Source organism: Lacrimispora sanguinis (genome assembly GCF_044987295.1).
GTDB lineage: Bacteria > Bacillota > Clostridia > Lachnospirales > Lachnospiraceae > Lacrimispora > Lacrimispora celerecrescens_B.
Map to the genome: position 1 here is coordinate 4,634,185 of NZ_CP173277.1, position 15,634 is coordinate 4,649,818.

At 43.4% G+C, this 15,634-nt stretch carries 14 protein-coding genes and 1 riboswitch; of the genes, 4 read left to right on the forward strand and 10 right to left on the reverse strand.

The genetic code is table 11. From position 1 onward, the window contains the following. Positions 1-61: 61 nt before the first annotated feature. Positions 62-1,603 carry a glutamine-hydrolyzing GMP synthase gene (gene guaA / locus ACHZES_RS21405; RefSeq protein WP_353655173.1) on the forward strand — a complete coding sequence of 514 codons (1,542 nt, stop codon included), beginning with the start codon at positions 62-64 and terminating at the stop codon, positions 1,601-1,603. Between the two features lie 1,152 nt (positions 1,604-2,755). Then, entirely contained in the window at positions 2,756-3,451 is a 696-nt protein-coding gene (locus ACHZES_RS21410) for a hypothetical protein (protein WP_395546574.1), read from the forward strand. A gap of 120 nt (positions 3,452-3,571) precedes the next feature. Here ACHZES_RS21410 and ACHZES_RS21415 read toward each other — a convergent pair whose 3' ends face one another. Next, complete coding sequence (locus tag ACHZES_RS21415; RefSeq protein WP_395546575.1) at positions 3,572-4,438, reverse strand: MerR family transcriptional regulator; 867 nt, start codon at positions 4,436-4,438, stop codon at positions 3,572-3,574. Between the two features lie 447 nt (positions 4,439-4,885). On the opposite strand from ACHZES_RS21415, the gene ACHZES_RS21420 reads away from it, so the two are divergent. Then, complete coding sequence (locus tag ACHZES_RS21420) at positions 4,886-5,881, forward strand: helix-turn-helix domain-containing protein (protein ID WP_395546576.1); 996 nt, start codon at positions 4,886-4,888, stop codon at positions 5,879-5,881. Between the two features lie 173 nt (positions 5,882-6,054). Here the strand turns inward: ACHZES_RS21420 and ACHZES_RS21425 are convergent, their stop codons facing one another. From ACHZES_RS21425 to ACHZES_RS21460, 8 genes are all read right to left on the reverse strand, one after another. Then, on the reverse strand, positions 6,055-7,269 hold the full coding sequence (locus tag ACHZES_RS21425; RefSeq protein ID WP_395546577.1) for a cation:proton antiporter: 1,215 nt from the start codon (positions 7,267-7,269) through the stop codon (positions 6,055-6,057). Positions 7,270-7,321: 52 nt separating this feature from the next. Next, positions 7,322-7,398, reverse strand: a riboswitch (Fluoride riboswitch). 258 nt (positions 7,399-7,656) lie between these two features. After that, complete coding sequence (locus ACHZES_RS21430; RefSeq protein WP_395546578.1) at positions 7,657-8,190, reverse strand: methyltransferase family protein; 534 nt, start codon at positions 8,188-8,190, stop codon at positions 7,657-7,659. A 188-nt stretch (positions 8,191-8,378) separates the two neighbouring features. Next, positions 8,379-9,854: a TrkH family potassium uptake protein gene (locus ACHZES_RS21435; RefSeq protein WP_395546579.1), complete on the reverse strand. Its 1,476-nt coding sequence runs from the start codon at positions 9,852-9,854 to the stop codon at positions 8,379-8,381. A gap of 5 nt (positions 9,855-9,859) precedes the next feature. Next, on the reverse strand, positions 9,860-10,525 hold the full coding sequence (locus ACHZES_RS21440) for a potassium channel family protein (RefSeq protein ID WP_395546580.1): 666 nt from the start codon (positions 10,523-10,525) through the stop codon (positions 9,860-9,862). Then, positions 10,522-11,007: a TrkA family potassium uptake protein gene (locus ACHZES_RS21445; RefSeq protein ID WP_038280054.1), complete on the reverse strand. Its 486-nt coding sequence runs from the start codon at positions 11,005-11,007 to the stop codon at positions 10,522-10,524. Before ACHZES_RS21445 ends, ACHZES_RS21440 begins: the two co-directional genes overlap by 4 nt. Positions 11,008-11,009: 2 nt before the next feature. Continuing rightward, the gene (locus ACHZES_RS21450) at positions 11,010-11,402 is read right to left on the reverse strand and encodes a hypothetical protein (RefSeq protein WP_038280053.1); all 393 of its coding nucleotides are present in this window, start codon (positions 11,400-11,402) and stop codon (positions 11,010-11,012) included. Between the two features lie 169 nt (positions 11,403-11,571). Further along, the gene (locus tag ACHZES_RS21455; protein WP_038280052.1) at positions 11,572-12,270 is read right to left on the reverse strand and encodes a response regulator; all 699 of its coding nucleotides are present in this window, start codon (positions 12,268-12,270) and stop codon (positions 11,572-11,574) included. Beyond that, positions 12,263-13,780, reverse strand: a complete 1,518-nt coding sequence (locus ACHZES_RS21460) for a DUF4118 domain-containing protein (protein WP_395546581.1) — start codon at positions 13,778-13,780, stop codon at positions 12,263-12,265. Before ACHZES_RS21460 ends, ACHZES_RS21455 begins: the two co-directional genes overlap by 8 nt. A gap of 264 nt (positions 13,781-14,044) precedes the next feature. On the opposite strand from ACHZES_RS21460, the gene ACHZES_RS21465 reads away from it, so the two are divergent. After that, a complete protein-coding gene (locus tag ACHZES_RS21465) occupies positions 14,045-14,602 on the forward strand; it encodes a ClbS/DfsB family four-helix bundle protein (protein ID WP_051835123.1) in 558 nt (185 codons plus the stop codon). Here ACHZES_RS21465 and ACHZES_RS21470 read toward each other — a convergent pair. Beyond that, entirely contained in the window at positions 14,549-15,436 is an 888-nt protein-coding gene (locus ACHZES_RS21470) for a DMT family transporter (protein ID WP_395546582.1), read from the reverse strand. The genes ACHZES_RS21465 and ACHZES_RS21470 overlap by 54 nt on opposite strands. Between the last annotated feature and the right edge of the window lie 198 nt (positions 15,437-15,634).

The window sequence follows — 15,634 nt, forward strand, 5'->3', positions numbered from 1 at the left end:
GAAGTAGAATATAATGTAACCCAAAGCTTTATTTGTTAAAGATGAAATTAGGAGGAATACCGTGGAGAGAGAAATGATTATCGTTCTGGATTTCGGTGGACAATACAACCAGCTGATTGCCAGAAGGGTTAGAGAATGCAATGTTTACTGTGAGGTTCATCCCTACACACTGTCACTGGACAAGATTAAGGAAATGAATCCGAAAGGAATTATTTTTACAGGCGGTCCAAACAGCGTGTATAAGGAGGATTCCCCACTTTGTTCAAAGGAAATCTTTGATATGGGAATACCGATTCTGGGAATCTGCTACGGTACTCAGGTTATGGCATATATGCTGGGCGGCAAAGTTGCTACAGCACCTGTTAGTGAATTCGGAAAGACAGAAGTTAACGTGGAAACTGACAGCAAAATTTTAGAAAATGTAAGTTCCAAGACGGTTTGCTGGATGAGCCATACGGATTACGTAGAGAAGGCACCGGAAGGGTTCCATGTTACTGCTCATACACCGGTATGCCCGGTTGCTGGTATGGAATGCGAAGAACGCGGCCTTTATGCCGTACAGTTCCATCCTGAGGTTATGCATACCCAGGAAGGCGCCAAGATGCTTTCCAATTTTATTTATAATGTCTGTAAGTGTTCCGGCGACTGGAAGATGGACTCCTTTGTTGAGGCTTCCATTGAGGCCATCAGGGAAAAGGTTGGAGACGGCAAAGTACTTTGCGCCTTATCCGGCGGTGTAGACTCTTCCGTAGCTGCGGTTATGTTAGCGAAAGCTGTCGGAAAACAGCTTACCTGCGTATTTGTTGACCACGGTCTTCTTCGTAAGAACGAGGGTGATGAGGTTGAGGCCGTATTTGGACCTGAGGGACCTTATGATTTGAACTTTATCCGCGTTAATGCCCAGAGCCGTTTCTATGACAAGCTGTCAGGGGTAGAAGATCCTGAAACAAAACGTAAGATCATTGGCGAGGAATTTATCCGCGTATTTGAGGATGAAGCTAAGAAGATCGGAAAAGTGGATTTCTTTGTACAGGGAACCATTTATCCTGACGTGATCGAGTCTGGCCTTGGTAAGTCAGCAGTGATCAAATCCCATCATAATGTGGGAGGACTTCCAGAGCATGTAGATTTTAAAGAGATTATCGAACCTTTGAGACTTCTGTTTAAAGATGAGGTTAGAAAAGCAGGTCTGGAGCTTGGTATTCCGGAATATCTGGTTTACCGTCAGCCATTCCCAGGTCCAGGACTTGGTGTTCGCATTATCGGTGCAATTACTCCTGAGAAAGTAAGAATCGTTCAGGAGGCAGATGCAATCTATAGAGAAGAGATTGCCAAGGCTGGTGTAGATAAGGGACTGGGACAGTACTTTGCAGCACTTACCAATATGCGTTCTGTAGGCTGCATGGGAGACGAAAGAACCTATGATTATGCCATTGCATTAAGAGCGGTGCTTACCTCTGACTTTATGACGGCTGAATCTGCAGAACTGCCTTGGGAAGTTTTAGGGACAGTGACCAGACGGATCGTAAATGAAGTGAAGGGCGTGAACCGAGTGCTTTATGATTGCACGGGGAAACCGCCGGCTACAATTGAATTCGAGTAACAAACAGTTTCGGGAACCCCTGTGTTTATGCGGGTTCCCGAACTTTTTTTATGGCAAGTGGTACCCAAATAACACCCAAAATACCAGATGTTTGAATATGGCATTATAAGTGTAAATGATTTTCTCTAAATTTTACATCATGAAAGTGGTTCTAACCAGTTAAGTGTGCTTCACCAGAAAACGCAGCAAAACATTGATTATGGGGATTTTGTTCGGGTTCTGCTGTATGAACGCTTTTGAACCTCAAGTCCATTTTGAACTTAGCAAATTGATTGTAATAGTTTAATTAATAAAGCGGGCCCGGAGTACCAAGGCCCGCTCTTATCATTAACATCTTTTTGTCTTTCCCCAGTTGTCCTTTAAGTCTTACCAGTAGGTTTCTTTTATTTCTTATATTCACCATTCACGTTCATGTTCGCATTCACATTCACATTCACGTTCATTTTCATATTCATATTCATATTCACGTTCATGCTCACATTCACATTCGTGTTCGCGTTCGCATTCGCATTCGCATTTTGGTTTGCATTCGTGTTTGCATTCGCATTCACATTTTGGCTTGCATTCCCATTTTACTTTGCATTCGCATTTTGATTCGCATTCACATTTTGGTTTGCATTTACATTTATGCTCACATTCACGTTTTGGTTTGCATTCGCATTCACGTTTTGGTTTGCATTCGCACTCACATTTTGGTTTGCATTCGCGCTCGCGTTCACGCTCGCATTCACATTTTGGTTCACAATTCTTACAAATTATTCTACATTTCATAGCTTCGTTTTTCATATACTATGACTCCTTTCATGCTGTTACATTAATAGTATATGGGACAAGCAGGCAAGGTGTGAATTTTGAGAATGGCTTACTTTTATCTCCTGAAGGCAGTCAAATAATGATACGATACTATGAATCGGCGAACCAGTTACCGGTTCCCCGCCCATTTGTATTACCGCGTTTCCATCCAAAACGTCTATTAAAGCAGCACATAAATTGTGTATCGTCCAAAGAAATTCGTACTATAATGTATGAACTAAATAGACAAAGTGTGTTAATAGCGGTTTGCCCATGACAATTCAACCAGCTCTGGATAATTTGAGTCCTAGACCTTGCAAACTGTATAATGCAAGTGTTTTCTTTAGGGAATATGGGTACTTGGAAAATTATCGTAAGTTTTATAAAGAATCAGGAGTGGTTCGGGTCAGGCAGGGTAACTTTGGATACAGTGTATTGAGAGAAAAGGATGAATTCCTCTATTTAAAATGGAAATCAACTCTAATTTATGTACGGATTGGAGAAAGCATAGGGTATAACAGGGATTTTCAAGTGACTGATATGAAGGTGATGATGGAAGAGAAGGAATATGAGCTGTCTTCAACCGTGGAAAACCGCTATTACCTCCCCTGGAAAGAGGCTCCGGATACCAGTGATTGGTGGAAAATGGACCATACGGAACGAGAGGTGCTGGTAAAGGGTGCTGTGAGGCTGTGGGTAGGAGTGACTGAAGTAGAGGGCGGCGCAGAGTTATCTCTAAAAGCAGAGGGGATAAGCCGTGTACCTATTCGGCTTCAACTGTGTGTACCGTCTGGTGCAGTGTTAGAGAGTAAGAGTTTTTGCATGGATACTTATCCGGGAGCCTCAATGATTCTGCGGGATGGGGATGTTGTTCTTCTTCATGAGGGACAGCGAATTAAGATTGGACCAGGATTTGGCCTGCATGCATTTAAAGGACATTATAGTGGTGAGAAGGTGAATTCCCAGGGGTATACCATTTACTTAAATGAATATGTACCATTTGAGCGTAAGGTGAGGTTGGTGCTGCAGGGAGAGGAAGGGGATATTTTAGAGTGAATAAGGAGTTGAAACGCTGCAGTCCGGTATTTATGCGGGCTGCAGCGTTTTTTTGAGTTGTGATTCCGGTGTAGCTTTTTCCGTTTTGATCCAAGCGGCTTTGGTTTATTATTTGAAAGTTTAATCGTGAAAATAATATTGCAATGCCTTCTTAATATAATCGGAAGCCCCGGCTCCATATTTTTTGTCAGTGATTTCCCTGATAGTATCATGGGAATAGCTTTCTATTACCATATCCCAGAATCCATCCCCCATATCTATCCCTAAATTGTTTTCATTGGAAAGTTCCACTATCTCGTGGACAATATCCTGAATTTCTCTGGAAGTAGCATCTTTTATTAAATCAGAAGTTAATTTCACGTATAAATCATTGCTTTTCTGCAATATTTCATCCTTGTTCTTGGCGAGTTCTTTTGATTGCTCCATTAAATCTGAAAAATGTTCCAGATTGTATTTCATGGCTTCCGTGTATTTTTCAATACTTCCAAATTGTTTAATGGCAAGTTTAGCTACGTTGGATTCATCATCTTTAATTTTTTGAATCAGCTGGTTGAAGTTTTCGATGCTGCCCCAATGTTTTATAACATCGTCTTCTTTTTGATTTTTGAATTGCTCCAATGCTTCGAAATATTCACTTAGGTCAAATTCTTTAAAACTCATGCACGGTTCTCCTTTTTCTAATCGATCCAGAAGCTCAATAAGTTTGTCTATCCGATCACGTTTTAAACAGAGTAACTTCTTTTGCTTCTTAAAAGCTTCAACTTTATCAAATTCTGGTTTTTGCAGTATTTCATTAATTTCTTTCAGTTTAAAATCCAGTTCTTTAAAAAATAAAATTTGCTGCAGCTTTTGCAAGGCTTCATCGCTGTACAAACGATAACCAGACGGTGTTAATTCACTCGGTTTTAAAAGACCAATTTCATCATAGTATTGCAACGTCCGTGTGCTGATACCTGTTAATTCAGCAACCTGGCTTATGGTTTTCATGTTTATCAGCCCCTTTCACTTGAATAATTGAGAACAATAAAGATATTTGCCGGCGAATAATCTGTTTCGTTCCATGTCTAAATGGTACACTATCACGTTACGTAGTAGTCAAGGCTTTTCTGCATATTTTAATGTATTATTTCCGGGATATAGTTTAACCTCATCAAGTAGGGGCACGGATTTCGAATATCCGCTTGACCAGTAATGATAAAAATTCTTTTAGTATTTCAGTTAAATCATCACATTTGTATTGTAAAAACGGTCATTGATATAGTAAAGTAGAATTTGCAACCGCCAGTTGACAAATTATACAGCGCACTTGGTGGTTGTCAACCGGTAAAAATACTACAATACAGACAGTCATATATCACCAGGTGAACGCAGATATTTATTACAGGACATTTGAAGATGGAATGACATAAATAAATTTTGAAAGGATGGTGCATTGTGATATTAGCAGAAAAAATTATTGCATTGCGTAAGAAGGCCGGATGGTCGCAGGAGGAGCTGGCTTACCAGATGGGCGTATCGAGACAGTCAGTATCTAAGTGGGAGTCCGGAACTTCAATTCCTGATTTGGAACGAATTTTAAAACTTAGTCAGGCATTCGATGTCAGTACGGATTATTTATTAAAGGAAGAGATGGAGGCAGATCCGGTATCTATTGCCATGGAAACTGACCGCGATGAAGTTCAGAAGACAGTTACCCTTGAAATGGCCAATCAATTCATGGATATCAAGATCCGCGGGGCAAAAAAGGCAGCCTCAGGTATCGCGGCTTATGTTTTGTCTCCGGTCATGCTAATTTTTCTGGGAGGATTAACAGAATTAAAAGATGTAAATATCAGTGAAAACATGGCAGGAGGATTAGGAGTGGCCATATTGCTGCTGATTGTCGGTATTGTCACAGTGTTTTTTGTAATGAATGGAATGAAAATGGAATCTTACCAGTATTTGGAGAAAGAAATCTTCCGCCTGGAATATGGAGTGGAAGGGATCGTAAGAAAAAGGATGGCAGAATATGAAGGAACCTATAGAATCTTTAATGTGGCAGGTATCTTCCTGTGTATTATCTGCGCTTTGCCATTGATGACAGCCGTTGCGTTAAGCAGCTCAGACTTTGTCTATGTTATGTGTGTAGTGTTCCTGTTGATCATAGTTGCCTGTGCTGTATTTTTATTCGTGATAGCAGGAGAGAAAAAAGGCTGTTTCCAGATGCTGCTGCAAGAGGGGGATTATACAGTAGAGAAAAAACTGGAAAAGAAGCGGACAGAATACCTGCATGTGATCTATTGGAGTACCATTACCGCAGTATATCTCGGTATCAGCTTTTATACGGGAAATTGGAGCCGGACATGGATTATCTGGCCTTGCGCAGGAGTTATGTATGCGGCAGTGCAGGCGACTGCTTCAGCATTGAAAGGTAAGAAAATGCACCATTAAGTAAGTGGTGTATGTTTCAGGCAAATCTTAATCCAACAGCTTTATCCAGACCCTTTCTCTTCCAAAGAAAGGTCTGGATTTTTAATGCCCTTTCCGAATTACGGGCATGTGGTTGGGGTGTAAGGTTCTCTGATAAACCATAAAGCCACCCTATACAACCGACATGGTTCCCATTACCGTTTGCCGGTTGTAGGGGTTTTCGTGTGACTGTTACTCTTTACAAGCAGCCTTTTATAAGTTGCATCCACGCCGATCGCCCCTATTGGAGCAGTGATCAGGATCGCTAAAACCGCAACCGTCAAAATCGTATTGCCGGCTGCAACGCCAGCCGCCAAAGGAAGTCCTCCGATTGCCGCCTGTACAGTTGCTTTCGGTAAATAGGCAATGGCACAAAACAGGCGCTCCTTTGCACTTATTGGGGTTTTGACAAGGCAGAAAAACACACCGCATACCCGTATCAGCAGAGCAATAAAGATAAGAGCGACAGCCGCAAATCCGGCCTTTGCCGCATAGCTGATATCCACTGTTGCACCTACCAATATAAACAGCATCAACTCCGCAGCCACCCAGATCTTTGAGAACTTGCCCGACAGGCGCTTTGCTAATATATCATATTGCTTCAGGATGGTACCGCCTAAAGCCATGACAGCCAGCAAACCCGACATAGGCACATACGCTTTCATGGCGGTTTCAAGAGAAACCAGCAAAAACGCAGTGCTTAATAAAATCAAAATCTTGGCGGTATCCCGCAAGTGGATTTTTTGAAACAGCTTTACCAAAACCAGGCCCAGTAAAATACCGACTAACAAGCCTGTCATAATGGCCACAGGTATTTTTATAAGGCTTATGGCATCAAAACTGCTTCCTTCGTACATCCCCATGAATGATGTAAAAAGGACAATGACATAAATGTCGTCAACGGATGCTCCGGCCATGATAAGCTGCGGAATGCTCTTTTCCCTGCCATAGCCATGCTCCATCAGCTTTAACATTTTAGGCACAATAACTGCCGGGGAGACTGCACCGAGCACAGTTCCCATAATGGCTGCTTCCAAATGAGAAATGGGGAAGAGCATAGGTGCAAAAATAGTAGTGGCGGCTATTTCAAAACTTGCCGGAATGAAACACATAAGGATTGCCGGACGGCCAACCTTCTTTAAATCCTTAATATCCAGCGCGAGCCCTGCCCTTGTAAGAATCACGATCAGGGCAATTTGTCTCAAATCTGCAGAAATATTCAACAGCTCCGGCGCGATCAAATTCAGCGCATACGGCCCTAACACAATGCCGGTGAGAAGCATGCCCACAAGGCCAGGGAGTTTAAGTTTCTGCATGGTTCCGCTCAATATCATACCGCAAAGAACCATCATCGCAAGACTGAAAAGCATATATATCCTCCTTTGTGCAGAAATGTAAAAAAGCTGACACTTCTGCAATGAAATTATTGCAGAAGTCATCAGCTTAATAAGCGGTTCGGCTATAATCAGCACAGGGAGAACTTCATTCCCTTGAGCTATTATAGCGGAGACGGGTGAAAATTTCAAGGTATAATTCATAATTCTTATAATCATCTTCACTATTCTTATTACAATACAAAGTATCGCATCAAAAGATCTTATCAAGATCCAAATCACTTATCCTTATTTAAAAACTGTTCATCATATATCTTTTGCGCATGATCCAGTGCAACTGTGGGGGATTGAACTTTGCTGTGAGCATTTTTACCGCCATACCGATAATGCTCATAAAACGGCGCTCATCAAATGTAAAACAAGTTAGAAAAACAGAAAATACCGTGCCGTGCGGCTCTTGTACTGCAAATACTCATCCCCAAAGGCACGCGGCAAATATGTTTCTTCCTCCAGAATCTGTAAATGCAGCAGCAGGATGCCAATGACCGCTGCGACCAGAAGGATGACGTTTGGCAGTGCAAGTGCTGAGCCAAGGTACAGCATGTCAAAGCCTAAAAAGGCGGGATTTCTGCTGATTTTGTAAATTCCATTTGTGACAATGGCAGTCTTTTGGCTTTCGTCTACACCTGCCCGCCAGCTGTCACGCATGGAGGTAATAGCCAGGATAAAGAAAATGACTCCGCCTCCTGTAAGCACGATACCAACCCACCGAATGCTTGTTGGAAATTTAAGAGTAAGTATGAACCGGGGAAAGAAAACACTTGCATACTGAATGACTGCAATGCTGTAGGTAGCCGTTAACAGGGCTGTTTCAATCGCAGCCGTTTTAGGAGGCTTGCGGCCCTTAGCCAACCGGTTTGTATGAATGCCCTTTTTCCGGAGAAGTATCTGTTTCATGAAATATCCAATATAAAAACAGGTAATTAATCCAAATATACTGATCTGAAAGATCACTTTATCACCGCCTTATATGTAGTAATTCAAAGTATACCATGGAACGGTTAAAATGAACATCAATTAATATTTTTAAAATATACAGTAACAGGGTTTCAGAGCCCGGGAACAAACTCTGAAACCCTATTTATTTACAATTTTCTGTTAAAGCTCTGACGCAGAATGTTCACGCCGGAATAAAATCCTATGATTACAAGAAAGATTTCAAGTCTTCCAAGTACCATTCCAAACATTTCGACAATCAAGGTACCGGCACCGGTTAAAGGTCCGGTGATGCCAATTGACAGGCCCACGGTACCCAGCGCGGATGCGAACTCAAACATTCCTTCTGTTAGTCCACAGCCTGCGGTAACCGTAGTAAGCAGTGATCCTGTTATGAATAATCCCATATAACAGACGGCAAATCCTGTTGTATCTGCTGCAAGGGAGGAGTCAATGGGTGTTTTGCCCTGTGCTTTTACATATACAGGAGCTTCCACATTGCGGGTAGGAGAAAGTCTTTTGCGTATTTCCAGGACAGCCAGTCTTAGCATTATGTAAACCCGGGATAATTTTAATCCTCCTGCTGTGGAACCCATGCCGCCGCCGATGAGCATCATCAGAATGAGTATGCCTATAGCAACAGGCGGCCATGATGTGTAGCTCATGGTGGAATAACCGGTAGTGGAAAGGGCAGATACGATATCAAATGAGGCCTTGCGCAAGCCCTGGGCAAGGCTGATGCCAAGACCATGTGAGAGGGATATCGCTGTAAGCGGCACAAATATGAGTAAAAGCAGGAACATAAACCGGATCTCGCTGATGCCAGTGAACTGCCGCCATTTTCGTTTTGCAAGCAGCAGCAATGCAGCAAAGTTGGTGGTTCCGGCCAGCATCAGGAAAATAGTGATGATCTCTATGAAAAAACTGTTATATTCTCCTATACTGTTGAGCCGTGTTGAAAAACCGCCGGTTGACAGTGCACACATGGTGTGCATGATGGCATCAAACAGTTCCATTCCGGCAATCCGGTATGCAGCCGTCCCTGCAATCAGGAGACAGCTGTACATGGCAAATACCGTCTGCGCCGTTTTTTTAAGGTTTGGCATGAGCTTATCTGGGTGCCCCTCCGCGGTAAACAAGTTCATCGAATGCTTCCCCGATACGAACATGACCATCATCATCACAAACCCTAGACCGCCGCAATACTGCATGAAACTTCGGTGAAACAAAAATATTTTAGGTGTTACCGTAACGTCCATCACGGAAAGTCCTGTTGTCGTCCAGCCGCTTACAGACTCAAACAAAGCCTGTAGAATGATTAACTGTTTACCGATAACAAATGGAATGGCACCTACAAAAATACCCCAAAACCATGCAAATAATACGGTAAGGCTGCTGCGCTGTATGGAGGATCTCCATTCAAGTCCGCCATCCCCATCCTGTCTTCCGAACAAACAGAGAATTGCCCCGAGTATCATTGATCCACCTGCAGGAATAAGGAAAGACAGCATATAGATGATGTCATCAGGATAAAAGGGCAGAACGGTCAGGGGGGTGGCTACCAGCACTCCTACAAGCAGCATGAGTTTCCCGCAACTTGAACAATCGGAAAATGTTCGATTCATAAGTATCACCTTCCAGTCAAACCTTTGACCGCAGCAATTTCCTGACCGCTGCTGGATATTAACACCAGCACATCACCGGCAAGTATCCTCGTATCGCCGCGTGGGATCATGGCCGTGTTACTCCGCAGGATGCATCCAATGATCACTTCCTTTGGAAGATCGATCTCCCAAATTTTTTTGCCAACTACCGGTGCACTGCCGGTAATAGGTACTTCTGCGATTTGGATCCGTCCTTCTCCAATGGGGACAATATTTGCCATTTCATCAACAAATGCCTGTTGTTCAATGATGCTTGTCACGGTGGAAATGGCGCATACCACACTGTCAATGCCCATTTTATAGAAGAAGTCAGTTTTCTTCGGATCGGACACCAATGCAACAGTTTTTTTAATGTGAAAACGTTTTTTGCACAGTTCGCATACAACAAGGTTGTCTTCATCCTTTGATGTCAGTGCAATTACAATGTCATAAGCTGCAGCATCTGCATCTTCTAAAACAAATGGCTTGGACCCGTCGCCGTAGATGACGGACAGCTTTTTGATTTCAGCCAGTTTCAGGCAGTCATCATAGATATCATTAATAGCGGTCACCTGATACCCACGCTTAATCAGTGAAAGGGCGAGAGATTTTGATTTGCTTCTGCCGCCCACAAGCAGGACTTTCTTTTTCATTTTGTTTCCTCCTTAAGCTCACAGGCTGTTTTATCCAATTTTTCCGTGCTGCCTGTTCTGAGGAGCATTTTATCTATCTCCTTTGCAGACAAGATGGCAGGGCAGATGGTGTCAATGCCGAATTCGCGGTATACACATTCACGCTCAGGATCATACAGCCGGGCAATAACACGGTTGACCTTAAATATTTCCCGCGCGATCTGAGCAATCATCACATTGACATTATCATTATTCGTGACGACCACAAGAACGTTTGCCTTATCGATCTGCGCTTCCTGTAACACGTCAAAATCCGTACCGTCGCCGGCAACGGATAACCCCCCGAATGATGGTGATAGCTTGCGGAAGGCCTCCTTATTTTTGTCAATGATGAGTACGTTTCCGCCCTCCTCTGACAGAGTATTTGCAAGGTTGGCACCTAACCTTCCGCATCCAACGATTATGAAATACTCAGATAAATTCTTAGATGAAACCAGTTTCATATTCATTTCCTCCTGTCCACATATCCGATGCTCTGAGCATCAGATTCTTTTGCATAATCAACCGGATGTTCTTCCGGACAATCGCTTTCGTCATAAGCAGTCCGGCCCTGGGAAAAGAATGTTCCGAAGCTTTCCAGATTTTGCCGTGCCGGCAAATAGGAAGGGTTCAATGCCCAGGCAGCGCGGAAGTGTTTCATAGCCGCTATATGATCATCCTCTTTTTCAAGAATTACACCAAACAGATTATGCGGCTCTGCTGCATGAGGGTATTTTCCCATTGCGTCAGATATAAGACGCTCACATTCCCTGTATTCTCCTGCGAGTGCAAGCCTTCGGACAGATGTACAAAGCGCGTTCAGCTCTTTTTTGCTTTCAGATATTGCCAGCTCTTTCATGATCAAGCCTCCTTTGATGCCTCTTTCCTCTTTGCATGATTATCATATCGTGGATTCCGTGACCGTGGTGTGAGAGGCTGGGGCGTCCTGTGAGAAAGATGTGAGAAAAATTAATAATTTGCAAAATAAAAAGACCATCTCGGAATCCGGGACGGTCTTTTTATCTTTATTATTCATCTACAAGCCGGTAGCCAACTCCTATCTCAGTAAGAATATATCTTGGTTTCGCCGGAGTCGGTTCGATCTTTCGACGAAGTCCGGCCATGAGTGCCCGAAGCGCCTGAGTATCAGTTCCGTACCCCACGCCGTAGATTTCTTTTAAAATGTACTGGGTAGTCAGCACCTTACCTGGATTCTTTAAAAACAGTGTCAGCAAATGATATTCAAGAGGGGTGACATGGAGTTGGGCACCATCCAGGGACACAATACGTTTTTCTAAGTCAATGGAAAGGCCTCCCACGGAAAGAACTGTCTGTGCCTTAGTCACACCGATTTTGTATAAATGGCGTAATGCAACCCGGATCCGGGCCATCAGCTCTGTCGCAGAAAATGGTTTTGTCAGATAATCGTCTGCGCCGCTGTCTAAAGCTGCCGCCTTTTCCTTATCCTGATCCCGGGCTGATACAACGATGATAGGCATTTCTGACCATTCCCGTACCTTTTTAATGACCTCCATACCGTCAAAATCTGGCAGACCAAGATCAAGGAGCATTAAGTCGATCTGGTTAGAGACAAGAATGGAAAGGGCGTTTTGTGCCGTACTTGCCGTAGTATAAGGAAAGCCTTCCTGCTTTAGGGCATAGCAGATAAAATTTCGTATTTGGGTATCATCCTCAACAACCAGGATTGTTTCATTTTTACTAGTCATGATTCTCAGCCTCCAATGGCAGGGTAAAGGTAAACTCCGCACCGCCATTCTTTCTGTTTTTAGCAGATATAGTCCCGACGTGAGCCTTAATTATGGATTCGCATATTGCAAGTCCTAAGCCTACGCCTCTCTGTGAATCCGCCTCTTTACCATGAGTCGTATAAAACATTTGAAAAATATGGGATATATCTACTGAAGCAATTCCTGTACCCCGGTCGGCGACCGTAAACACAGCAACTCCTTCTTCTATATTTTCTCTTACAGTTATGGAGATTTCCCCTGCCGGCGGCGTGTGCTTTATGGCGTTATCCAAAAGATTCACAAGAACCTGGTCTATCAGCTTTGCATCCATAGGAACCAGCATCACGGTATCTGGGATATGCACCATGATTTCACGTTCTGGCGCCCGTTTTCCAATGGCCATCACCGCAACGCCGATCACTTCTTCAACCGCTTCCATCTGCTTGTTCAGTACAAGTCTGCTATCCTGCAGACGGGTCAGGCCTAATATATTTTCCACAAGTGAGTGGAGCCAGTCGGCATCTTTGTAAATGCCTTCTGCTAAAGCATAACGGCTATCTTTCGGGTCCGTCATACCCATAAGCATTTCACTTGTTCCCATAATACCGGAAAGAGGGGTGCGCAGGTCGTGGGAAATGGCGCGGAGCAGATTGCTGCGGTAGCGCTCCTGAGCGATTTCTTCTTTGGATTTGATCCGTTCCTGAGCGCTTCTGAAACTGTCCATAGCAAGTGCGGCGCTTTCCAACATGGAACGGAGCAGACGCAGCTGGGCATCACTCATTTGTTCCGCTGCTTCATTGGGAATCCGTAATATGCCAAGCATCGTCTCTCGGCCGTAAATGGGCCAGTCATAAAATTCTGCTCCTACATCATAAGCTGTCCTTAAGTTTTCCATGCGGCGGAGGAGGGCTTCCTTGTCATCCACGTTCCGGCGAAGCTGTTCATTTGAGTTTTTCTGTTGGATAAAGCTCTGTTCCGGTTGGCCGTTTTCATCAAAGCAAAGGCAGGCGGCACGGCAGTTCAAAATATCGCTGATGGTTTTAACGGTGATCGCTGCGATGTCGGAAATGTCTGCCGCATCGGATAAATGGCTTGTAAGCTGGTACAGGGCACTGGCTTCTGCCTCTTTTTCCCGTGCCTCCAATGCATTTTGCTTTACTTTTGTAGTCAAGGCACTTGTGATAATGGAAGTAACGGTCATGATTCCAAAGGTGACAAAATAGGTGGGGTCATTAACTGAAAGTGTAAAATACGGTTCGGTGAAAAAATAATTGAACATACAAGTCGCAATGACTGTGGCAGCAATGCCATAAGCATATCCTCTTGTAAACCGTGCCGTCAGCAATACGGACAAAATATAAACAACAACAATATTTGTTTCAGGAAAGCGAAGAAAGCGGAACAGCCAGCAGATACCCGTAGCCGCTGCTATAAAAAGAATGATGGTAAGAACATAACTGCGATGCTCATCCCGAGTATTTTCTGCCATTTTTACCGCCTCCTTGCGATGTACGCCTGTTAACAGGCTTTTTATTTTCACATGTACCGTCGATCATGGTTTCCGGGCGTACATATGTTTCATCCTTTCCATAACTGATTCATATAATTATAATAGTCTGAATAAATAATTGCAACAGCAAACCATTCATTGCTGACTCGACAGGATGGGAGTATAATGCATCTATAAGAAAATCTGTTTTTTGTATCACCAGCTGGCTGCAATAGAAGATAGGAATAAGAAAGGAAGTGTCACATGATAGAATATAAAGATAAACAGGAATTGATAGATGAAATATCAAAACGGGCGGATCTATTCATTGAAGAATTTTCCCACATCCGGGAATCTGACAAAGATAAGCCAATGGACGGTGTGGACAGGACACCGGCGCAGATGGTGGCATATCAATTAGGGTGGATGAACCTCCTTCTTTGCTGGGAAGAGCAGGAGCAGCAGGGTAATACAGTTATCACTCCTCATCCTGATTATAAATGGAATAACCTGGGGGGCTTGTATGAGAGCTTTTACAGGCAATACGAAACATGCAGTTTACAGGAATTATGTACCATGTTTAACGAAGCGGTTCAAAAGATTATGAATATGACAGAAAGTTATACAGATGCTGAGCTTTTTCAGCCCGGAGGGAGGAGGTGGGCGGCTTCCACTCCCTCCAATTGGCCGGTCTGGAAATGGCTCCACATCAATACGGTAGCGCCTTTTCAGTCATTTAGAAGTAAAATCAGAAAATGGAAGAAGCTGTTACCTGTCTCTCTGCATGGGCGGGCTGAGGAAAAACAGTACCAGCCCTATTAGAATCGTAGTGATTCCCACCCCTTGCTGAAAGGAGATAGCTTCATTTAAAATAAAATAAGCAAGAATACATGTACCAATGGTTTCACCTAAAATGCTCATGGATATGACGGTTGCAGGAATCCACTTTAACAGCCAATTAAATATAAACTGACCAAATACAGTTGATATAAGGGCTAATCCCCCAAAGGCCATCCATGTGGCTGCAGGATAGCCGGAAAATGAGCTGCGTTCCATTATGGCGCAGCATCCCAGGAAAACGGAACTGCTTAAATAACTTATGACGGAGTAAGGAACCGCGGATAATTCCTTTCTAATTGCCTGGCCGATAAAAAAGTAAATGCTGATAAATCCTGCCGCCAGGAATGCCAGCAGATCCCCAAACAGGGCCTGGGAGCTTATTTGAAAATCTCCCCATCCGATCAGAAAGCAGCCGGCGATGGCGATCAGGCAGCCTCCGATGGCCAACTTATGAAATCGCTCCTTTAAAAAAATAAATCCGATGGCAATAGAGAATAGGGGCTGCAGTGTTACAATTACGGTGGAGCTTGCTACCGACGTATGTCTTAATGATTCAAACCACAGCATATAATGGGCGGATAAAAGCAGTCCTGACAAAATTCCCAGTGTCCATTGCTTTTTCGACAGGGACAGCAGTTGACGCTTGTTTTCCTTGCTGGTCAATAAAAATGGTAAAAGGAGCAAAGCAGCAAATAATAACCGGAAAAAAGCCGTTATGGCGGAGGGGGCGTTTGCCAGGCGCACAAAAATAGCGGAAGTGGAAAGGGAAAAGACACCAAAAAGAAGAGCCAGGTACAGTCCAATATTCGTCTTCAAAGTTATTCTCCTATGTTGTGAGATAAAATTTATAATGGAATCAAATGCATTAGTTATTATAATATGATCATTTGGGAAAAGCCAGCTTTATTTCACAATTACGGAAGATAGATCCAAATTCAAATATGGAGGCTCCTAAATCGACAACATTATGAAAGAATACCGGTGGAATATTTGAAGGTTAAATGGTATAATGGT